We start from the raw sequence: 19,979 nt of genomic DNA, 5'->3' as shown, positions 1-19,979 counted from the left end.
TTGGCGGCTTATTTTCCTCCGCTTGGGCTTTTGGTGCTCTCTCTAGTTACCTCTCTCGCTCTTTTCGACTCCTATCGGGCGTTTGGGACTTCTCCTAGTTACCCTCCCAGCTCTTTTTACCGCCTTTCGGGCATTTGGGCTTATCCTTTGGGATTATTCTGAGGTCTTTACATCCTCTCATTCTCCCAATCTCGCTGTCTCTTTCATGTCTTCTACCTCATAGAGTTCAAATTGCTGGATAAATTCATCTATGATGAGTTCAATCGCTTTTAACTCACCAAGAATAACCGGTTTAATATCTTGGAACTCTGGCGCCTCTAATTGCTGTTTTAAGGATAACCGCTTTAGCCGGAGTCTTTCTAAAAAATCTATTGCTCGGCCTCGTCGGAAGGTTTGGGCCCCACCATGATTCTTTCGCTTATGACCCCCTCCCCGATGCTTCTCACCTTTCAAGTGACCATTCAAATCCTCATGCTTCAATTAAACCCCTCCCTAGCATACATTTGTATACAAATATAATTTATAGCATATAAATTTCCAGACAAGATGTCAATAATTTGGATATAGTAAAGCACTCGATACAATATCGTATCGAGTGCTTCGAGAGCTCTTTTTTGACGTTTTTATTTAAGTGCTGCTTTCACATCATCCACCATTAATTGTGTGGATTCAATACCATTTCCTGCAATGTACCAATTGATCGGATCTAGGTAGATAATTTTCCCATTTTTATAGGCAGTGGTTTTCTTAACCAAGTCATTTTCCACTGTTTTTTTCGCACCAGCTTCTCCACCGATTGCAGCTGAACGGTCAATAACAAATAGTATATCTGGGTTTTTCTCTAAAATGTATTCAAATGAAATACCTTGACCGTGCTGGGAAACTTCTAGATTTTCATCTGCTGCTTTGAACCCAAACACATCATGAACAAATCCGTACCGTGAGCTTGGTCCAAACGCACTGACTTTTCCTTCATTCGCTAATAAAATTAATGCTTTTTTATCAGAGGCAGAGGCTTTTTCGTTTAGTTCAGCAACACTTTTTTCCAGCTGCTTCATTTTTGTATCAAGAACATTTTCTTTTTCAAAGATTTCCGCTAACAGGTTGAAATTCTTTTCAAGCGAGGACATGTAGTTCGTGTAATCCACATCCATATAAACGGTTGGAGCAATCTCTGCAAATTGATCATATAATTCAGCCTGTCTTCCTGAAATGAAGATGACATCTGGTTTTAATTTGTTGATTGCTTCAAAATCGGGCTCTTTTAAGCTGCCTACATTAGTGTATTCAGACCCGGCATATTTCTTTAAGCTCTCTGGCACGATCGCTTGCGGAATACCAACGACTTTCACCCCTAATGCATCTAACGTATCCAGTACTCCAAAATCAAACACAACGACTTTCTTCGGGTTCTTTTCAAGCACAACTTCTCCATATTGATGTTTGATGGTCATTTCTTTTGATTCTTCTTGCATTTTTTTCCCTTCATTGCTTGCGCTTGTACTCGTTTTCTCTTGACTTCCACAAGCAGCTACTATAATAAGTATTGTGAGAATCAGAGAAAACAAACCTAGTTTTTTCCTCAATCCGACCAACTCCCCTTTATTATGTAATTGATAATGATTATCATTATCATAAATATATAATATAACCAAATTCAACCATCGTCAATAACAATTGAGAACATTTTTCAATTAGGTTTTTAGCAGGTAGCACTGGTTTCTTCTCAAGACAGATGATTGACAAAATTACCCCGCATGATAATGGACGTTGCCTTCCGTTTGACACATTTACATCAAATTCCGATGGTATGGTACACTGTAAAGGACATATGTATCATATGGTTTTATATTCGAGGTGACTCAAGTGAAAACAGTAGTAGTAATTGGTGGCGGAATTACAGGATTATCTGCCATGTATGAATTACAAAAGTGGAAGATGACTACCGGTGAGGATGTCCGGCTGGTTCTAGTAGAAGCGTTTGAACAGCTTGGCGGAAAAATCCGAACCGTCAAACAAAATGGATTTGTCATGGAGGCAGGGGCCGACTCGATTGTAGCCCGCAAAATAGAGACGATGCCGCTATTTCAAGAACTTGGTCTTGAAAACGATGTGGTCTACAATGCAACAGGCCGATCCTTTATTTATATTGATGGTGAATTAAAGCCTATACCGGAGGATGCGGTTTTCGGTATACCAGCAAGCATTGAGTCCTTAGCAAAAAGCACCCTGATATCAGCAGAAGGAAAAGTTGCCGCGCTGAAGGATTTTTATACGAAAAATGAAACGTTTACCAAGAACGATTCCATTGGTGCGTTCCTTGAGTATTTTCTCGGGAAGGAAATTGTAGCAAAACAGATCGCCCCAGTGCTTTCCGGTGTCTATTCCGGCAAACTCAGTGACCTGACCATAGCCTCCACCCTACCGTATTTAATTGATTACAAGAATCAATATGGAAGCATCATCAAAGGGCTGGAAGCTAATAAGCAGAAATTTAAAGGCGGGGAAAGGAAGTTTGTTTCTTTTCAAAACGGCTTAGACTCCCTTATTGATGGCCTAGAGGCAAAGCTTGGTGATACGGAAATTTTAAAAAACACGAAAGTATACACTATCAAAAACAGCCATAAAAAATATCAAGTATTTCTTAGCAATCAGGATGTGATTGACGCGGATTCCATCATCCTTAGCATCCCACATTCAGCAGCGCAAGACATACTTGATAATTCGAATATTCAAAGTGAATTTTCCGGATTGAAAAATAGCTCGTTGATTAGTGTCTATCTTGGTTTTAATGTTCCAGACAGCATACTTCCAGCCGATGGGACGGGCTTCATTACCGCTAATACGGATGAATTATCCTGCAACGCCTGCACATGGACAAGTCGGAAATGGGAGCATACCTCAAAGTCTGGAAACCTGTTGGTCAGGCTCTTTTATAAAAGCAGCCATCCCTCCTTCACTTCCTTGAAGGATTTGAATCGCGAAGAACTGATCGGGGCGGCGCTTGAAGATGTTCACAAAAGCCTTGGGATAAATGCTCAGCCTGTTGTAAGTCAAGTAACCAAATGGAACGATCAGATGCCGAATTATTTGATTACCCATCCAAATAGTGTGAAAGCACTTGAAAGCAAAATGGCAGCTTCCTATCCTGGAATCATCCTTGCGGGTTGTTCTTATTATGGTGTGGGGATTCCTGATTGTATCGAGAACGGGATCGATTCGGCAAGGAAAGTTATACAAATGTTATGATTCATTGTGGAGGATATCTTGCCCTTAAAGCGGTTATCCTCTTTTGTTTGTCTCGATGTGGTTTTTCCTTTCAAGCTTTATCAGCAAACGTTAATCCAATTGGAGTAACAATCCCATCCATACTTAAAGAATTTTTCTTTTCTCGATATTCCACTAATTCTTGTTCACCCTTAGTAACAGCCCATTTTTGCAGTGTATCCCTTTCACCATCGTACGAATAATAAGGTACGCTAAAACCACATGATGTTTTTACCTTCTCAATTTTGGCATAAATAATTTGCCGCGCACCGGGGAGAATGTTGAAATGGCCGGCAATGTTATCCCATTCACGGGTTTCAGGTAGTATCACTTTCCCTTTCCCGTAGAGGCGCAGTATCATCGGAGGGCCTTCAAAGGCTAAGAACATAAAAGTGATTCTTTGATTCTCTTTTATGTGTGCACTAGTTTCATTGCCACTTCCTGTTAGATCTAAGTAAGCTACATCAGTTGGTGAAAATATCCGCAGAACATCATGCCCTTTCGGGGAAATGTTGACGTGTCCGTCCCCTGACATTGGTGCTGACCCGACAAAGAAGATGTGCTGCTTTCTTATAAATTCTTCGTGGCTTGGATGTATCGACGAAAATACTTTCCCCATATATAATCCTCCTTAATTTAACCTATTGGTTTTTAAAGCCTTGCATCTAATGGATTTATAGACCCCTAGGCAGCACTCTTCATCTTCCTCCCAAGGTTCGTACGATTAAATTTTTTTTATCTTATTATGTGCTAGGTCATGCGTCAACCAAAATTTTCCTTTAACAACAATAAAGTGCCATCACCCAGTCGGATGAGGCACTTTTATATTTTCTATTACAATTCTTCTCCATTTGTCGCAATGACCTTTTTATACCACTCGAAAGATTTTTTCTTTCTTCTTTCCATCGTACCATTGCCATAATCGTCTTGGTCGACATAGATAAATCCGTAACGCTTGGACATTTCGGAAGTGCTCGCACTGATTAAATCAATGCAGCCCCAGCTTGTGTAGCCCATTACTTCTACCCCATCTTGAATCGCTTCACCCATTTGATCAATATGGGCCCGCATATAGTCGATCCGATAGTCATCGTTGATGGAGCCGTCTTCCTCGACTTGATCGTATGCTCCTAAACCATTTTCAACGATAAATAATGGCACTTGGTAGCGGTCATACATTTTCTTCAAAGTAATCCGAAGCCCTTTAGGGTCAATTTGCCAGCCCCAATCAGATGCTTCTAAATAAGGGTTTTTGACTCCCATGAAGAAGTTTCCGATTTCCTTTTCTTTATCTGCACCGCTGGCAACCATGGACATGTAGTAGCTGAAGGATAAGAAGTCTACTGGATGCTGAAGAAGGAGTTCTTCATCGCCAGGAAGCATGTCGATTTGGATATTATTTTTTTCAAAATAGCTTAGCATGTAGCTTGGATAATAGCCGCGTACTTGAACATCAGTAAAGAATAGGTTCTTCTGGTCTTCTTCCAATGCCGCTAATACATCATCTGGGTTGCAAGTTTCCGGATATACCTCCATACGGGCCAGCATACAGCCGATTTGGGCACCAGGAATGATTTCATGACAAGCCTTTACTGCTCTTGAGCTGGCAACAAATTGGTGATGCAGCGCTTGGTACACAGCTTGCTCTTTATTTTCCACGCGGTCTACCAGAATCCCCGCACCAATGTATGGAGAATGCGTAGAAATATTGATTTCATTAAACGTTAACCAGTATTTCACTTTGTCTTTATAACGCTTGAATACTGTTTCAGCATAATGGACAAAGAAATCGACCAAGCGGCGGTCGGTCCAGCCATTGTATTTTTGCACTAGGTGAAGCGGGATTTCATAGTGAGATATTGTAACCAATGGCTCAATACCGTATTTTAGCAACTCATCAAATACTCGATCGTAGAAAGCTAATCCTTCTTCGTTTGGTTCCAGCTCATCTCCATTTGGAAAAATCCGCGGCCAAGAGATGGATAAACGGAAGGTTTTAAAGCCCATTTCCGCAAACAACGCAATATCCTCTTTATAGCGATGGTAGAAGTCGATACCGCGGCGTTTCGGGAAGTTGCCCTCACCGTTATCGGCCAATAATTCTTCCAATTCTTTCTCACTATATACATCCATCGAGAAGTCATTCCCACGTTCTTCCTTTGGCACAAATTTCACCATATCGAAAATGGACAAGCCTTTGCCGCCCTCATTATAAGCACCTTCTAATTGATTGGCTGCTGTAGCGCCACCCCATAAAAACCCTTCAGGAAAACGAGACTTTTTCATACTATTCCCTCCTGCTTATCTATAATTCATTCAAAATATGATTAAAAGACTATGCAGTAATCGTAATCGTTTTACCATTCATAGTAAATAAGAGAAGGCAAACTAGTTTGATATAACGTCAATAGTCACTTGTTACAAAAATGTAACACCACGTTTCAACCCGGCATGCTAAAATAGAAACACAAACACTTTGTATGATAACGCGTTAATTGAGTGGGGGCCTGTCCCCCAGCACAGTAGCGCGTTAATAAGGAGGGGGACAGGCCCCCGGCACGTTAATGTGGTGAAGGGCTGACCCTTTAGAAGGGAATATGATTCTATGTTTTCTAGTGACATCATTGCTTCTTTCAACGAGTTAGAGACTTCTATATATAGTTATATTTGCCACAACGGTGATAAAGTGGCTTATATGCGGATTCGGGAGCTGGCGGATGAGACCCATGTATCGACTGCGACGATTTTGCGTTTTTGCCGTAAACTAGATTGTGAGGGTTTCTCCGAGTTTAAGGTAAAGTTGAAAATGCATTTGGAGAAAGAGGCTATGACGACGATTAAAAGTTCCCAGCACTCGATCGTAGAATTTTTTGAACGGACCTTAAAAGGGGGTCTTGACCAAAAAGTTAAGCAGGCTGCAGAATTAGTTACTCTTGCAGATAACGTTATTTTTATTGGGATTGGCAGTTCCGGCATTTTAGCGGAATATGGTGCCCGATATTTTTCAAGCTTAGGGAAGTTCTCCATGTACATTAAAGACTTTTCTTTCCCCATCCATTCGAAGCTGCGGCATAACAGCATCACAATTGCGTTATCCGTCTCAGGGGAAAATGAGTATACCGTCACCCATCTTAACCAGCTTAAACAGATTGGAAGTAAAATTATCAGTATTACCAATGATAAACTTTCAACGGTTGCGAAAATTTCTGATATCAATATCCCTTACTTTGTTACCGAAGAATTTTTTGAACACGCAAATATTACGACACAAGTGCCCGTTGTCTATATTTTAGAATCCATAGCGCGGGAGATACACCGACTTCAGGAATAATGCAGGGGCATTCACAACCGCCCCTTTCTACATGATTTCATACATCAAATCTTAGTAAATGAAATGCTCGCAATATTGTCAAAAAAATTCACAAAAATGACAATATTTCGTCAACATTTTTATATTTATTCCGATATAATATAGTTGTATAAGTTCAAACATTTTTACCTCTTCATACCCCATACGGTTAAGCTAACTTTCTACTATTGTTAACACCTATTTTATATATCATTTCAGAAAAAAATAAGGAGGTATCTTACCATGGATGTTTGTATTAATTGTGGCCAAGAATTAGCGATTATGGAGAGAAATCGGACTGAGTGCTGGGAGTGCCGAGATAAAGCAACGGAATCCTACTCAGATGATGATGATGTGGAGCTAGCAGGTTAGGAGTTGGTCCATCCCCAACATACCCATTTACTCGAAATCCACGAACAATCTAGAACGATCACACAAAATTTACCCGCAATGACCATTTCCATTTATAGGTGTTTTTAACAACAAAGCAACGCATGCAGGTGCGTTGCTTTGTTTCATTATCAATCTATGAAAAAGTTATTCCCCATTCACAGCATTGGGATATTCCAGCGGTTCATCAACAGGGAATACGCATGCTTTCAAGGCATCTTCTACCGCTATAGTATGTTTTCGTGTATCCTCATCCGTCCATTTGAAGCAATCTGCCATATAAGCAATCACTTGTGTTTTCCATTTTTGTACGTTTTGAATATGGAACAGCAGGTCTCCTGTCCTGCGGTTCAGAAAATCAATCGGAGTTGCGACCATTTCATGTTCCATGGCATAGACAAGACGGATAAATAACTCCAATGGCAAATTGTATTGTACTGCCTCTTCACTTTTCGCAGCTAACAGTTCGTATACTGTATCCACATTAGAGCCGTATATCCTAACCAACTTTTTCGCCTCTTGTTCTGATAGTCCTGCATCGATTCCTTTTTGATAGTGAGTCGATATATAGGAGTTGAAGTTCTCTGAACCTCCGACGTCACCTCCAGAGATTGGCAGGTTTTTCGTCTGGCAAGCCGGATAGTTTTTACCTTCTTCCCCATGAAACATATCAGCTAGAAGATCAACGACAGTTTCTGCCATTTTGCGATAGCCTGTCAATTTTCCACCGGCAATTGTGATTAAACCGGTATCCGATTCCCATATCTCGTCCTTTCGGGAGATTTCCGAGGCGCTTTTTCCTTCTTCATTGATAAGTGGACGGACACCGGCCCAGCTGGATTCAATATCCTTCTCGCAGATTCCCACCTCTGGGAACATGTAGTTGATGGCATTGATAATGTAGCTGCGGTCGTTAACGGTCATGTATGGACTTACCGGGTCTTCACTATAAAAGGTGTCAGTCGTGCCCACGTAGGTCTTGCCATCCCGTGGAATCGCAAATACCATCCGGCCATCTGGCGTATCAAAATAAATTGCTTGTTTCAAGTGAAATCGCGACTGGTCAATGACCAAGTGCACTCCTTTGGAGAGCTGCAGGGTTTTGCCTTTTTTTGAACGATCCATCTCACGAATTTGGTCAACCCATGGGCCTGTTGCATTAACAACCTTTTTGGCCCGAATTTCATATTCTTCGCCAGTCAATTGATCCTGAATCAAAGCACCAGCCACTTTATTATTTTCATAGACCAATTTTAATACTTTTGAATAATTAAGAACCATTGCCCCTTTCTCAACGGCAGCTTTCATGACTTCAATCGTTAACCGGGCATCATCTGTCCGATATTCGACGTAGTACCCGCCGCCCTTGAGTCCAGTTTTTTTAATCAATGGCTCTTTAGCAAGTGTTTCCTCTGCTGACAGCATGGTGCGCCGTTCTGACTTTTTGACTCCAGCGAGAAAATCATAGACTCTTAAACCGATGGATGTTGAAAGTTTTCCGAAGGTCCCGCCTTCGTGAATCGGCAGCAACATCCACTCCGGGGTGGTAACATGCGGACCGTTCTCATAAACAATTGCCCGCTCTTTTCCAACTTCGGCTACCATTCCAATCTCAAATTGCTTTAAATAACGGAGCCCGCCATGGACGAGTTTAGTCGAGCGGCTGGAGGTTCCGGCAGCAAAATCCTGCATCTCAACAAGCGCCGTTTTCATGCCTCTTGTCTGGGCATCAAGGGCAATTCCCGCTCCAGTAATCCCCCCTCCAATGACTAATACATCATAATTCTCCTCTTTAAGCTGCTTTATGATCTTATCACGATTCAAATTTGAAAATTCCATGGTTTTTCCTCCTAGAATTAGAAGCCTTTTATTTTATGCTAGAGGTACTTAAAAAGAGTCACCAGCTAATTAGATTTCAAAAATCTTCTGCATTACTGTTTCATGAAAACAAACATTGGAACAGTTTCATAATTTTTGTCCTTATGACCGACCGTCTTTCTTTGAAGTTAAAATCAATTAAAAAGAGACCACAAAAGACATTACCGTTATAGATAATGTTTTGTGGTCTCTCCAAATCTCCTGACAATTATTAACTTATTTTTATTATATCATATACTATTCACATTGTTTATGTTTTTATTTAAAGGCAATCGCCGCTTGAACTGCCTTTTTCCAGCCATTATATAATTGCTGGCGGGTCTCTTCCGGCATTTTCGGCGTGAATTTCCGTTCAACGTTCCACTGCTTAGAAATTTCATCCTGGTCTTTCCAAAAGCCAACCGCCAGCCCTGCCAAATAGGCTGCGCCTAAAGCAGTCGTCTCGTTGATAACCGGTCTTTCCACCAAAACATTGAGAAGATCACTTTGGAAATCCATTAAAAAGTTATTTTTGACAGCACCGCCGTCCACGCGAAGGGTTTTCAGCTCGATACCGGAATCAGCCTCCATAGCCGACAAGACATCCTTTGTTTGATATGCAAGGGATTCAAGCGTAGCCCGAACAAAGTGCTCTTTCGATGTGCCACGAGTTAGACCAAAAACCGCCCCGCGGACATCACTGTCCCAATAAGGGGTGCCTAGTCCAACAAATGCAGGGACCACATAAACGCCTTCTGTTGATTTGACCTTTAAGGCATATTCCTCGCTATCCTTGGCGTCCTTAAGCATCCGAAGGCCGTCGCGCAGCCACTGGATCGCAGACCCTGCTACGAAAATACTGCCTTCAAGCGCATATTCCACCTTGTCGTTTAATCCCCATGCAATCGTGGTCAACAAACCATGCTTAGAATCAACCGCCTTCACTCCCGTATTCATTAGCATAAAACAGCCCGTACCATAGGTGTTTTTCGCCATTCCCTGTTCAAAACAAGCCTGGCCGAATAAGGCCGCTTGCTGGTCTCCGGCAACACCGGCAATCGGCACTTCCCTGCCAAAGAAGTGGTAATCCACAGTATTAGCATAAATTTCCGATGATGGGTGGACTTCAGGAAGCATGGATTTCGGCACTCCAAGAATATCCAACAGTTCATCATCCCATTTAAGCTCATATATATTAAACATCAGCGTGCGTGACGCATTCGAATAATCAGTCACATGAGCCCTGCCTCCGGAGAGCTTCCAAATTAACCAAGTGTCAATCGTGCCAAACAGCAGCTTCCCTTGCTCCGCTTTTTCGCGCGCACCTGGAACGTGGTCAAGGATCCATTTCACTTTTGTCCCTGAAAAATAAGCGTCAATGAGCAGACCGGTTTTTTGGTGGAACAAATTATCATAACCTTGTTGTTTCAATTCATCACAAATTTCACTCGTTTGTCTGGATTGCCAGACAATAGCATTGTAAACAGGCTGCCCGGTCTCCCTATCCCAAACCACGGCCGTTTCCCGCTGGTTGGTGATACCTATGCCTGCTATTTGTTCTGGCGTAATGCCCGCTTCTGATAAAACCTCTGAAATCACGGAAAGAATCGAGCCCCAGATTTCGTTCGCATTATGCTCTACCCAGCCTGGTTTCGGAAAATATTGCGTAAATTCCTTCTGTGCGCTAAAAACACTTTCTCCTTTTTTATTAAAAAGAATCGCACGAGAACTTGTCGTGCCTTGATCTAAAGACAGAATATAATTTTCCATTTTATTGCCCCTCCCCGTTGAAAATACTGATTTTATCATTTTAACCTTTGCTGGCAAAATAGTCCCATAATTCCCATTTTGAAGTGGTAATCGCCTCTGCGCCGGCTTCCAGTGCTGCTTGGACTTCTTCAGCCGTACGAATTAATCCTCCGGCATAGATAGGAATATGAACTCGTTCCTTAACCTCTGTAATCATCCACGGCATCGCGCCAGGAAGTACTTCAATATAATCTGGCTGCGTCTTTTCAATTAATTTATAGCTCTTTTCCAAGGCATGGCTATCAATCAAGAAAACCCGTTGAATGGCAATGACTCCTTTTTGTTTTGCCTTTTGAATAACGTTTGACTTGGTTGAAATCAGCCCGTATGGTTTAAATTCCTGGCAAATGTATTCGGTTGCGTATTCATCACTTTTCAACCCGTGGATTAAATCCACATGGTAAATCATCTTCTTTCCATTTTGTTTTGCCATCTGACTGATATGCTTTAATTGAGTCACATGCATATCCAAAAACACCCCAATTTCATAGGGGCTTTTCAAAAATCGCTCGAATTCCTTCATGTTGCCCGAAGCAGGCAATATTTTCTGGTTCATGGGTACTAGCATCCCTTTCCTTCCTCACGGTGAAACCCTTGCCTTCTATAAAATGACAAGAGAACCGTCCCCCTGCATCACAAATGTGCATTGATCCATTCTATTATATCGTTTTGGACTTCGTTTTTATTGATTTCGTTTAGTAGTTCATGGCGGGCTTCCGGGTATAGTTTGATACTGACGTCTTGTAGGCCGGCATTTTTAAATTGCTGCATGGTTTGGATGACACCTTTTCCTTTTTTTCCTCCGACTGGGTCTTGGTCTCCCGATATGAGGAAAATAGGCAGATTGGTTGGAATCACGCCTATATTTTGGGGCATGTTGGTAGTCAGAAGTCCATCGAGTAAGTCATAGAAAAAACCAGCGGTAAAAATTCCTCCGCACAGCGGGTCCGCTATGTATTGATCAACTTCCTTTTCGTCCCTTGTTAACCAATCAAACTCGGTTCTGTTGGGCTGAAAAGCTTTATTGTAACTGCCAAAAGTCAGGTTATTTAAAAATGGACTTGGTGTCTTTGAACCTTTCTTTTTGGACTCTCGTGCTGCAATCACTTTGCCGATTTTCCCCATGATGCCTGGATTTCCGCTAGTTCCGCAGAGAATAGTGCCAGACAGCAGTCCCCCAAACCTTTGAATATACCGTCTGGACAAAAACGATCCCATGCTATGCCCAAACAGGTAGATGGGAATATCGGGGTATTCTTTTTCTATAATAGTAGTGAGATTCCGCATGTCTTCAACTACTTTTTCGAAGCCCTGTTCGTCTGCAAAATATCCGATGCTGTTTGCCTTTTTTCCTGTCTCGCCATGACCGCGATGGTCATTCCCGTATACAAACACATTTTCCGTGACCAAATTCCTCGCAAAGGTATCATAACGTGCGATATGTTCCGCCATTCCATGGGCAATTTGAACGATGGCTTTTGGCGTGCCCACATCTTTGTTCATCCACTTTTTTGCAAAAATATCAATACCATCCATTGTTTGAAAAGTAAACTCGGATACTGTTGCCATGGATCTCTCTCCTTTAGGTTGCTTCGCTTTTAAATAATATCGCAGACTAATAGAGCGCTTACATTCCCTCTCTCTCTCCCTAGCATACAAGAAGAACAGCCAATATTAAAGATTTAATCACTCCGTTTAATCTGCGGTCTTCATTTCTCCCCTGTAAAACTCACTTTAAATATGCAAATAATGAACAAATATAATGGTTTTGTTTATTATTGAACAGAATGAATTTATTTAACAATTGTAAGCATCCTGTTTCTGTTTATAATGGTAACATTGCATTATTAATCTATTTGTTAAGTAAACATTATAAATCTCTTAAAAACATCTAAGTTATCAAAAAGGAGACAACGTTATGAAGCTTATCGCACTTGATTTAGACGGTACAACACTGAATTCAAAAAAAGAAATTAGTCCAGAAAACTTACAAGTCATAAAAAAGGCCCAACAACAAGGACATATTGTTATGGCACTTTCAGGACGTTCACCAAAATCGATTAATATGGCTATAGCAAAATACGGATTAGATTGCCCAATTGGCGCCAATAATGGCACAGCATTATATGCAGATGGAAAATTGATAGAATTAATCTCTTTCTCCCGCTTTCAAGCACAAAAAATTGCTCTTGAGATTGAAAAAGAATTCATGCCGTATAACTTTACTACTAATAAAGGTTCATTCGGCCTTAAGGATTGGAAAGAGCGATTTGATAAAGTTCAATCTTCTGGCCGTGTTCCACAGCAATACACCGAAAGTAAACACTATAAAATGTTCACCACACCTCCTTGGGAATATGGTCATACTTTGTTTGAGAATTACGAGGACATTCTCAACAATCAGAAAATTAAGGTACAAAAATTCCAAGTATTAGCACTTGATCCAGAACAGAAAGAACGATTACGTACAAGATTAGAGGCAATTGAAGGCACCTATGTTACTTCTTCTTCTCCATTTAATCTTGAACTCACACATATTAACGGAAATAAAGGGAATGGACTAAAAGCCATGGCCCGGCATTTTAATATACCATTAGTGGATACGGTAGCAATTGGTGATGAGAAGAATGATATTCCAATGTTTCAGTCTGCCGGACTCTCTATTGCTATGGGAAATGCGGAAGAAGAAGTGAAGCAAAATAGTGACTTTGTCACTTTAACCAATGATGAAAATGGAGTTGCCTACGCCTTTGAGAAATATATTTTAAAAGACTAATCATTAGACTCATAAGGGAGGTATCTACAAGGCATTCCACCATTTCCTTGTAGATTACTATTAAATTGGCTTTATTTAATACTTGTATGCAGCCAATTTCTATTTATAATCAAATACATGTGAAGGTAATCTATTTAGGCTTATAGTTGGAGGAAACATGACGATACAAGTTCAAGATTTAAATAAATCTTTTCGCGTCCATGTCCGGCAGGAGGGCTGGACGGAAGCACTACGCAGTTTGTTTAAACGGGAATACCAAACCGTTCAAGCAGTGAAGGACGTGTCCTTCACCATTAATACCGGTGAGATTGTAGGATTTTTAGGGCCAAACGGAGCTGGAAAAACAACCACGATGAAGATGTTAGCCGGCCTGCTGCATCCTACTTCAGGAACCATTGAGGTAGATGGCTTTAAACCACAGGAACAAAAGAATGAGTTCAAAAAAATTATGAGTCTGGTCATGGGACAAAAAAGTCAATTGATATGGGATATCCCGCCGATGGAGACATTTCTTGTTAATAAGAGTGTGTATGAAATTGATGACCATTCGTTTCGTCAAACCTTAGACGAATTGGTTGAATTGCTGGAATTACAGCCATTACTCGGGCGGCCCGTCCGGAACATGAGTCTAGGACAGAGGATGAAATGTGAATTGGCTTGCTCATTATTACATCGTCCTTCGGTTTTGTTTTTAGATGAACCAACAATTGGGTTAGATGTTAATACGCAGGAAAAAGTGCGTCAATTCATTGCCAACTATAATCGGGAGCATAAAACAACGATTCTCTTAACCTCGCATTATATGGGGGATGTAACCGCCCTTTGTGATAGGGTCATGATTATTAATCATGGGAAGCTTCTTTACGACGGAGAACTGCAAGTTTTATCGGAAAAATTAACTCCTTATAAATTGTTGGAAGTACGACTTCCTTCCAGTACCCGTGGTCCTTGGGAATCTTACGGGGAAGTGGTTACATTTGAAGATGGAAAATTGACGCTGCGGGTTGCTCGGGACCGTGTCCCCCTTGTCTCCTCTGAACTGCTGGCTAATTATGAAATCAATGACCTCAATATACAAGACCCGCCGATGGAAGAAGTCATTACCCTGGCGTTCCAGGAGGAGTCCCATGATCACTAAGTATCTGGCGATTTTGCGGATGAAATATGTAGAGATGTTTGCTTACCAGCTCTCTACCATGGTCTGGATGTTCGGCACGATGGTCCAGCCTTTGATCACCATGATGGTATGGATGAATATATATCCGGATCAAGGAGAATCTTTCGTGCTATATTTTGTGGCCCTGATTATGGTGGAGCGCCTGACAAGTGCTTGGGACGTCTGGGAAATGGATCGACAAATACGGGAAGGCACCTTTTCCTATCAAATTGTCCGGCCCTTTCATCCAATTCATTGGGCAATTGCCGAGAATATTGTTTATAAGGGGCTGTTTTTAGTTGTCCTTGTCCCTTGTTGGATCATCTTAGCGTTGTTTATTCCTTCACTTCGGCTGCACTTATCTGTTACCGGATGGGGCCTGTTTTTAGCTGCATTGTTACTTGGAGCAGTGATCCGTTTTGCGATGAGTTTTTTATTTGGGATTTTATGTTTTTGGATGAACAAAGTGACCGCCATCTACGCCATGTTCGAAACGGTCTCACTGTTTCTGTCCGGGCAAATCGCACCTTTTTCCCTTTTACCGCCTGTCGTCAAACAGATCAGCACCTTTTTCCCTTACCGTTATATGATTGGATTCCCTTTGGAAATCCTGACAGGTACAGCAAATTCTCATACCCTCATGATCGGATTTATAGGATCGTTCATTTGGGCGGTCGTTCTGATTGTGATAATCAGTTTGCTGTGGAATGCCGGTTTAAAGAAAAACCAAGCGGTGGGGGGATAACATGAGGCGTTATTGGCGTATATTTAAAGAATTCTTTCGAACTTGTCTGGTTGAGGAACTCGAATACCGCAGCGAGTTTATGGGGAACCTGTTTTCCAGCCTTCTTGGAATTATTGTTTCCATCCTAATGGTCCAAATCTTCTTCTATCAAACGGATCAACTTGGTGGCTGGGCTTATGCGGATGTTTTGATTCTTCTTGGCATTTTCAATACGTTGCAGGGGTTAATTAATTTCGCGCTCCGCCCCAATATGCCCCGGCTTCTTTTGCATATCCGGATGGGCACTCTCGATTATGTGCTGACCAAACCGATTGACAGCATGTTTTTCGTAAGCCTAAGGCATCTTGTTTTCTGGCGCTTGATTGATGTGGTGTTGGGGATAGGACTCGTCATTTATGGACTGGGGCAAAAACATTTCATTCCATCCTTTCTTGATGTCGGGTTCTTTTTGCTAAGTATCCTAGCTGCGTTAGTGATTATTTATTCGTTATGGATGCTGTTGATGACGACCGCTTTTTGGGTAATCCGAATGGATGATTTGTCCTTCCTGTTTAATTCCTTCTTTGAAACAACACGCTTCCCGATCACGATGTATAAGGGATGGCTGCGAATGGCATTAACGTATGTGCTGCCAGCAGCGTTTGTTACCTTTACACCGGCAAGTTCTTTAATTGGCAAATGGGATGGCGGGGCAACCCTAGCATCTGTACTGGTTGCAGTTATTTTCTTTTGGCTGGCCCGCCGGTTTTGGAAATTTGCCCTTGCGAATTATACCAGTGCAAGCAGTTAAAAGTTGGGGCCTGTCCCCCACTGCGTTACTAATTTAAAGTAGTGGGGGACAGGCCCCGTTTTTTCTTTTTATTTGGAAGTTATAGCACCTACTACAGGGTGTGGAGCATAAGGCTCTTCCATATACGCTACCTCTTCAGCTGTTAATTTGACCGCTAGAGCCCCCACGGAATCTTCAAGATGGGAGATTTTCGTTGCTCCAATAATAGGGGCCGTTACTGGTTCTTTCTGCAGTAACCAAGCTAATGCCACTTGGGATCTTGGAACGCCGTGTTTTTCAGCAACCTCCGCCACCCTCTCCACAATAAGTCGATCGTTATTTTCAGTGGAACCGTATTTGGATTTCTGAGTTTCATCGGTTTCGGAGCGAAGAGTGCTTTCCGACCAATCACGTGTCAACCTTCCTGATGCAAGAGGGCTGTATGGAATGACTCCGATTTTTTCTTCTTTACATAAAGGCAGCATCTCTCGTTCTTCTTCACGGTAGATCAGGTTGAGATGATTTTGCATTGATACAAATTTAGTCCATCCATGTTTTTCAGCTGAATGGTTCGCTTTCAAAAACTGCCATGCGTACATGGCAGAAGCACCAATGTATCTTGCCTTACCGGCCTTCACCACATCATGCAATGCTTCCATCGTCTCTTCAATCGGAGTGTTGTAATCCCAGCGGTGAATTTGGTACAAATCCACATAATCCGTTCCGAGGCGTTTAAGGCTTTTATCAATTTCGCTCATAATATGCTTACGGGAAAGTCCCTTACCATTCGGACCCTCATGCATTTCGAAATACACTTTTGTTGCAACGACCACCTCATCTCGACTAGCAAAGTCCTTTAAAGCACGTCCCACAAATTCTTCACTCGTGCCATCTGAATAAACATTTGCCGTATCAAAAAAATTGATACCTAAATCAAGGGCCTTTTTAATAATGGTACGGCTGCTTTCCTCATCAATTACCCAAGGATGCATCCATCTTTCCTTTTCTCCAAACCCCATACAACCAAGGCAAAGTCTCGATACATCTAATCCCGTGTTACCAAGTTTTGTATATTCCAATTAATAACCCTCACTTCCAATAGATAATCTATGACAATAATTAACATCAATTGTGTATAATTATATTCCAAAAATGAATGTAAACAATTGTTAAATAACCTCAATTTGTTCATTAATGCACAAATTTTTTTAAAATGTTTAATAACGTTAAAAATTTTTTTGTATTCAAAAAGAACAACTAGTTTTATCCATCATTTGGGAACGCACCTGATAGAACCCGATATACACGTCAAATGCCCCCATACAAGGAGATAAGGGGGGATTTGACGTTACGGTTATAATATTTATAGATAATTAATCCTTTACAAGCACTTGTTGAAAAAACTCCAGTACTTTGGGTAAAGCATCCCTTGCTGCAGTAACATTGTAGGATGACCTATTATCATTAAAGAATGCATGAGGGGTGTCTTGATACATTTCATATTTAAAAATCTTTCCATTACTTTTCATATGATCGGCAAAGGCGGGAATATGATCAGAGATTTTCTTATCAAGAGCACCATAAAATCCATATAGAGGACAATGAATGTTTTTAATCTCTTCCTTAGATGGCGAATTACCATAAAAAATGACTGCCCCTTTTAATTGCGAATCCCTGCAGGCAAGTAAAGCAGAAAGAGCACCACCCATACAAAAACCGATGGAAGCAACACCTTGTCCTTTTGAAGCTTCACATTCCTCACGCAAAAAAGAGTTGGCTGCTAATAGGTTTTCAATATAAACAGAGGAATGGATTCCGCCAAACATTTTTTCAAAGGTCTTTGTTACACGTGTCTGCTTACCTTCTTCAAGTTGACGAATGGCTTCCTCCCTTTCGCCTGGATTATTCCAAACTGTATGTGGTAACGAATCTAAAAACTCCCTCACCTCTACCACGCGTTCCTCTTTTAAATCTTCCATTCTATTCCCGTTTTCAGCATAAAGATCTGGTGCGAGAGCAAGGTAGCCTGCCTTTGCGAATCGATCGGCAATATCTTGAATATGAGCATCTACACCCCATATTTCTTGGATAACAAGAACCGCTGGCAGACTATCATTTACTCGATCAAGCTTTGCCATGTATCCGATATATTCTTGATTCTTCCCATAACGAACCCATTTTGTTTCTAATGCCATGCCTTAGTCCTCCATTCAACAAATAAATAATAAGTAAGTACACAAGTAAAAATTGTATTCTCTACATCCTGCTAGTTTTTATCACAATAAATACCATGTATATTAATTTAACCATATCCTTCCACAAACTCCAAAATAGTTTAATCCGGTATCTACTTTTCCTTTACTAATATACAGCGTTGTTTTTTAAGGATTGTAAGAGGGACCGTACTAATTGGCGGTGAACCTGCCTCGAATAGGGCATCTTACAATAAACAATGGCCACCTAACTTTTTATTGTTATATTTTCTTACATTACTATAGAAAGTACTGTAAATTACACTTAAGATTTAATTGGGAGGGTTTTTTATGGAGATTAAAAAAGATGATTTAACTGGGGCTGAGGTGGTTGAATTAATACGAGAGCATCTTCATGGCATGACGTTGAATTCCCCGCCGGAGAGCATCCATGCTTTAACTTTAGAAAGGTTGAAACAACCGGACATCACCTTTTGGAGCGCCTGGGAAGACTCTGAATTGGCAGGTATGGGAGCGCTAAAAGAACTCGACAAATATCATGGAGAGATTAAATCAATGAGAACTTCCACCTCATTTCTAAAAAAGGGTGTAGCCACACGAATGCTCCAGCACATACTTGGGGAAGCCCTGATCCGGGGCTATAAACGGGTCAGTTTGGAAACGGGATCAATGGCTGCTTTTGAACCGGCAAGAAAACTATATGAGAGGTTTGGCTTTGAATATTGTGAGCCCTTTGCAGATTACATCAAAGACCCGAACAGCGTTTTTATGACAAAGGAGTTGGGTAGTTCTGCTTAGTAGGCAAGCAAATTCCACGTGCATTTTAAATTGGACATATTGCATAACATGCTTTCCGCAAAATATAACAATAATACATTAACGTACCCATGATTATTATTATAAACAAATTAACTTAGCTACATATTTGCCACATAAAAAAATGTGACTCATTAGTGCCGTTAATTTACGACCTCCTGAGTCACCGTTCCTTAATACGAATTAACAATCAATATTTATAGATTCCGTTCTAACAAAATGCCTACCTGTTCCGCCATAACATCAGGCGGATAAGGCATATCATTGGTGATCCACCATTCCACAATTCCCACATAAGAGGTCACAATAAATTGAAGAATGATCTCCCCATTTAATCCATAGTTTTTTCCTTCCAAAATATTGACTTCATCCTTGAATTCTTCGATGAGAAACTCATGGAATTGCCTACGAAAAGAATGAGCCCCTTTACTCGCTAGCATCGTCGAAAAAAATAAATAATTCTGCTCCAAATACTCAAACCAAGGCAGATTCGCTTCTGCAAATTCCATATCAGCGGTTGAAGCACATAATATCTTCATTTCGTTAATATGTTCTCCAATCATCTTATCCAGCAAATCAAATTTATCCAGGTAATGAAGATAAATCGTCCCTCGGCTGACGTTAGCCCTGTCTGCAATATCTTGTACAGTAATATCATCAAACTTTTTTTCAGACATTAGTTCAATAACTGCATGCTTAATTGCTTCCTGACTTTTAAGTATTCTTCTATCTACTTTAGTCACTTGCGTCACCAAACTTTCCTAAAGACCAACATTGTCATATGGCTGTTTTATGTATAAATAATTATATACAGCTGTTCATTAATGTTTCA

The 19,979-nt window shown here is 41.0% G+C and carries 19 protein-coding genes; 8 read left to right on the top strand and 11 right to left on the bottom strand.

Features of this window, described 5'->3' with window-relative positions; genetic code table 11:
- Nucleotides 1-177 precede the first annotated feature (177 nt).
- Nucleotides 178-480, bottom strand: coding sequence for a hypothetical protein (locus BN2425_RS16070; protein ID WP_195891956.1), 303 nt, complete (start codon nt 478-480; stop codon nt 178-180).
- A 143-nt stretch (nt 481-623) separates the two neighbouring features.
- The gene (locus BN2425_RS16065; RefSeq protein WP_042461569.1) at nt 624-1,586 is read right to left on the bottom strand and encodes a siderophore ABC transporter substrate-binding protein; all 963 of its coding nucleotides are present in this window, start codon (nt 1,584-1,586) and stop codon (nt 624-626) included.
- Nucleotides 1,587-1,866: 280 nt separating this feature from the next.
- Between BN2425_RS16065 and hemG the strand changes: the two genes are divergently transcribed.
- Nucleotides 1,867-3,249 (top strand): protoporphyrinogen oxidase, encoded by a 1,383-nt coding sequence (hemG, locus tag BN2425_RS16060; protein WP_042461567.1) that lies wholly within the window; start codon nt 1,867-1,869, stop codon nt 3,247-3,249.
- Between the two features lie 70 nt (nt 3,250-3,319).
- On the opposite strand, the gene BN2425_RS16055 is transcribed toward hemG, so the two are convergent.
- Together BN2425_RS16055 and BN2425_RS16050 are read right to left on the bottom strand one after the other, a co-directional pair.
- Complete coding sequence (locus BN2425_RS16055) at nt 3,320-3,886, bottom strand: pyridoxamine 5'-phosphate oxidase family protein (protein WP_042461565.1); 567 nt, start codon at nt 3,884-3,886, stop codon at nt 3,320-3,322.
- A 215-nt stretch (nt 3,887-4,101) separates the two neighbouring features.
- Entirely contained in the window at nt 4,102-5,553 is a 1,452-nt protein-coding gene (locus BN2425_RS16050) for a glycoside hydrolase family 1 protein (protein WP_042461563.1), read from the bottom strand.
- Nucleotides 5,554-5,872: 319 nt separating this feature from the next.
- Here BN2425_RS16050 and BN2425_RS16045 point away from each other — a divergent pair, with 319 nt between their 5' ends.
- Together BN2425_RS16045 and BN2425_RS23355 are read left to right on the top strand one after the other, a co-directional pair.
- Nucleotides 5,873-6,598, top strand: coding sequence for a MurR/RpiR family transcriptional regulator (locus tag BN2425_RS16045; protein WP_042461561.1), 726 nt, complete (start codon nt 5,873-5,875; stop codon nt 6,596-6,598).
- A 261-nt stretch (nt 6,599-6,859) separates the two neighbouring features.
- A complete protein-coding gene (locus BN2425_RS23355) occupies nt 6,860-6,988 on the top strand; it encodes a hypothetical protein (protein WP_264757812.1) in 129 nt (42 codons plus the stop codon).
- A gap of 165 nt (nt 6,989-7,153) precedes the next feature.
- On the opposite strand, the gene BN2425_RS16040 is transcribed toward BN2425_RS23355, so the two are convergent.
- From BN2425_RS16040 to BN2425_RS16025, 4 genes are all read right to left on the bottom strand, one after another.
- On the bottom strand, nt 7,154-8,845 hold the full coding sequence (locus tag BN2425_RS16040; RefSeq protein ID WP_042461559.1) for a glycerol-3-phosphate dehydrogenase/oxidase: 1,692 nt from the start codon (nt 8,843-8,845) through the stop codon (nt 7,154-7,156).
- Between the two features lie 297 nt (nt 8,846-9,142).
- Nucleotides 9,143-10,633: a glycerol kinase GlpK gene (gene glpK / locus BN2425_RS16035; RefSeq protein WP_042461558.1), complete on the bottom strand. Its 1,491-nt coding sequence runs from the start codon at nt 10,631-10,633 to the stop codon at nt 9,143-9,145.
- A 40-nt stretch (nt 10,634-10,673) separates the two neighbouring features.
- The gene (locus BN2425_RS16030; RefSeq protein WP_042461695.1) at nt 10,674-11,228 is read right to left on the bottom strand and encodes a glycerol-3-phosphate responsive antiterminator; all 555 of its coding nucleotides are present in this window, start codon (nt 11,226-11,228) and stop codon (nt 10,674-10,676) included.
- 77 nt (nt 11,229-11,305) lie between these two features.
- Nucleotides 11,306-12,241 carry an alpha/beta hydrolase gene (locus tag BN2425_RS16025; RefSeq protein ID WP_042461556.1) on the bottom strand — a complete coding sequence of 312 codons (936 nt, stop codon included), beginning with the start codon at nt 12,239-12,241 and terminating at the stop codon, nt 11,306-11,308.
- 349 nt (nt 12,242-12,590) lie between these two features.
- On the opposite strand from BN2425_RS16025, the gene BN2425_RS16020 reads away from it, so the two are divergent.
- The 4 genes from BN2425_RS16020 to BN2425_RS16005 all read left to right on the top strand — a co-directional run bounded on the left by BN2425_RS16020 (nt 12,591) and on the right by BN2425_RS16005 (nt 16,139).
- Complete coding sequence (locus BN2425_RS16020) at nt 12,591-13,448, top strand: Cof-type HAD-IIB family hydrolase (RefSeq protein ID WP_042461554.1); 858 nt, start codon at nt 12,591-12,593, stop codon at nt 13,446-13,448.
- Between the two features lie 157 nt (nt 13,449-13,605).
- On the top strand, nt 13,606-14,586 hold the full coding sequence (locus tag BN2425_RS16015; RefSeq protein WP_042461552.1) for an ABC transporter ATP-binding protein: 981 nt from the start codon (nt 13,606-13,608) through the stop codon (nt 14,584-14,586).
- Complete coding sequence (locus BN2425_RS16010) at nt 14,576-15,349, top strand: ABC transporter permease (protein ID WP_042461550.1); 774 nt, start codon at nt 14,576-14,578, stop codon at nt 15,347-15,349. The genes BN2425_RS16015 and BN2425_RS16010 overlap by 11 nt, the downstream gene beginning before the upstream one ends.
- 1 nt (nt 15,350) lies before the next feature.
- On the top strand, nt 15,351-16,139 hold the full coding sequence (locus BN2425_RS16005) for an ABC transporter permease (RefSeq protein WP_042461548.1): 789 nt from the start codon (nt 15,351-15,353) through the stop codon (nt 16,137-16,139).
- A gap of 68 nt (nt 16,140-16,207) precedes the next feature.
- On the opposite strand, the gene BN2425_RS16000 is transcribed toward BN2425_RS16005, so the two are convergent.
- Nucleotides 16,208-17,197, bottom strand: a complete 990-nt coding sequence (locus BN2425_RS16000; protein WP_042461546.1) for an aldo/keto reductase — start codon at nt 17,195-17,197, stop codon at nt 16,208-16,210.
- Nucleotides 17,198-17,491: 294 nt separating this feature from the next.
- Nucleotides 17,492-18,313: a dienelactone hydrolase family protein gene (locus BN2425_RS15995; protein WP_042461544.1), complete on the bottom strand. Its 822-nt coding sequence runs from the start codon at nt 18,311-18,313 to the stop codon at nt 17,492-17,494.
- A gap of 348 nt (nt 18,314-18,661) precedes the next feature.
- Here BN2425_RS15995 and BN2425_RS15990 point away from each other — a divergent pair, with 348 nt between their 5' ends.
- Nucleotides 18,662-19,129 carry a GNAT family N-acetyltransferase gene (locus BN2425_RS15990; RefSeq protein ID WP_042461542.1) on the top strand — a complete coding sequence of 156 codons (468 nt, stop codon included), beginning with the start codon at nt 18,662-18,664 and terminating at the stop codon, nt 19,127-19,129.
- Nucleotides 19,130-19,344: 215 nt separating this feature from the next.
- Here BN2425_RS15990 and BN2425_RS15985 read toward each other — a convergent pair whose 3' ends face one another.
- Entirely contained in the window at nt 19,345-19,890 is a 546-nt protein-coding gene (locus BN2425_RS15985) for a TetR/AcrR family transcriptional regulator (RefSeq protein ID WP_042461693.1), read from the bottom strand.
- Nucleotides 19,891-19,979: the final 89 nt, after the last annotated feature.

Source organism: Neobacillus dielmonensis (assembly GCF_000612665.1).
Taxonomy (GTDB): Bacteria; Bacillota; Bacilli; order Bacillales; family Cytobacillaceae; genus Neobacillus; species Neobacillus dielmonensis.
Note: the sequence above shows the minus strand (reverse complement) of the source record. Positions and strands in the feature narration are given on the sequence as shown.

Excerpts from the sequence above, each read along its gene's own strand:
- BN2425_RS16055 (WP_042461565.1), bottom strand. The coding sequence starts at position 3,886 with ATGGGGAAAGTATTTTCGTCGATACATCCAAGCCACGAAGAATTTATA.
- BN2425_RS16050 (WP_042461563.1), bottom strand. The coding sequence starts at position 5,553 with ATGAAAAAGTCTCGTTTTCCTGAAGGGTTTTTATGGGGTGGCGCTACA.
- BN2425_RS16030 (WP_042461695.1), bottom strand. The coding sequence starts at position 11,228 with ATGAACCAGAAAATATTGCCTGCTTCGGGCAACATGAAGGAATTCGAG.
- BN2425_RS16010 (WP_042461550.1), top strand. The coding sequence starts at position 14,576 with ATGATCACTAAGTATCTGGCGATTTTGCGGATGAAATATGTAGAGATG.
- BN2425_RS23355 (WP_264757812.1), top strand. The coding sequence starts at position 6,860 with ATGGATGTTTGTATTAATTGTGGCCAAGAATTAGCGATTATGGAGAGA.
- BN2425_RS16040 (WP_042461559.1), bottom strand. The coding sequence starts at position 8,845 with ATGGAATTTTCAAATTTGAATCGTGATAAGATCATAAAGCAGCTTAAA.
- BN2425_RS15995 (WP_042461544.1), bottom strand. The coding sequence starts at position 18,313 with ATGGCATTAGAAACAAAATGGGTTCGTTATGGGAAGAATCAAGAATAT.
- BN2425_RS16045 (WP_042461561.1), top strand. The coding sequence starts at position 5,873 with ATGTTTTCTAGTGACATCATTGCTTCTTTCAACGAGTTAGAGACTTCT.
- BN2425_RS15990 (WP_042461542.1), top strand. The coding sequence starts at position 18,662 with ATGGAGATTAAAAAAGATGATTTAACTGGGGCTGAGGTGGTTGAATTA.
- BN2425_RS16005 (WP_042461548.1), top strand. The coding sequence starts at position 15,351 with ATGAGGCGTTATTGGCGTATATTTAAAGAATTCTTTCGAACTTGTCTG.
- BN2425_RS16020 (WP_042461554.1), top strand. The coding sequence starts at position 12,591 with ATGAAGCTTATCGCACTTGATTTAGACGGTACAACACTGAATTCAAAA.
- BN2425_RS16025 (WP_042461556.1), bottom strand. The coding sequence starts at position 12,241 with ATGGCAACAGTATCCGAGTTTACTTTTCAAACAATGGATGGTATTGAT.
- BN2425_RS16015 (WP_042461552.1), top strand. The coding sequence starts at position 13,606 with ATGACGATACAAGTTCAAGATTTAAATAAATCTTTTCGCGTCCATGTC.
- glpK (WP_042461558.1), bottom strand. The coding sequence starts at position 10,633 with ATGGAAAATTATATTCTGTCTTTAGATCAAGGCACGACAAGTTCTCGT.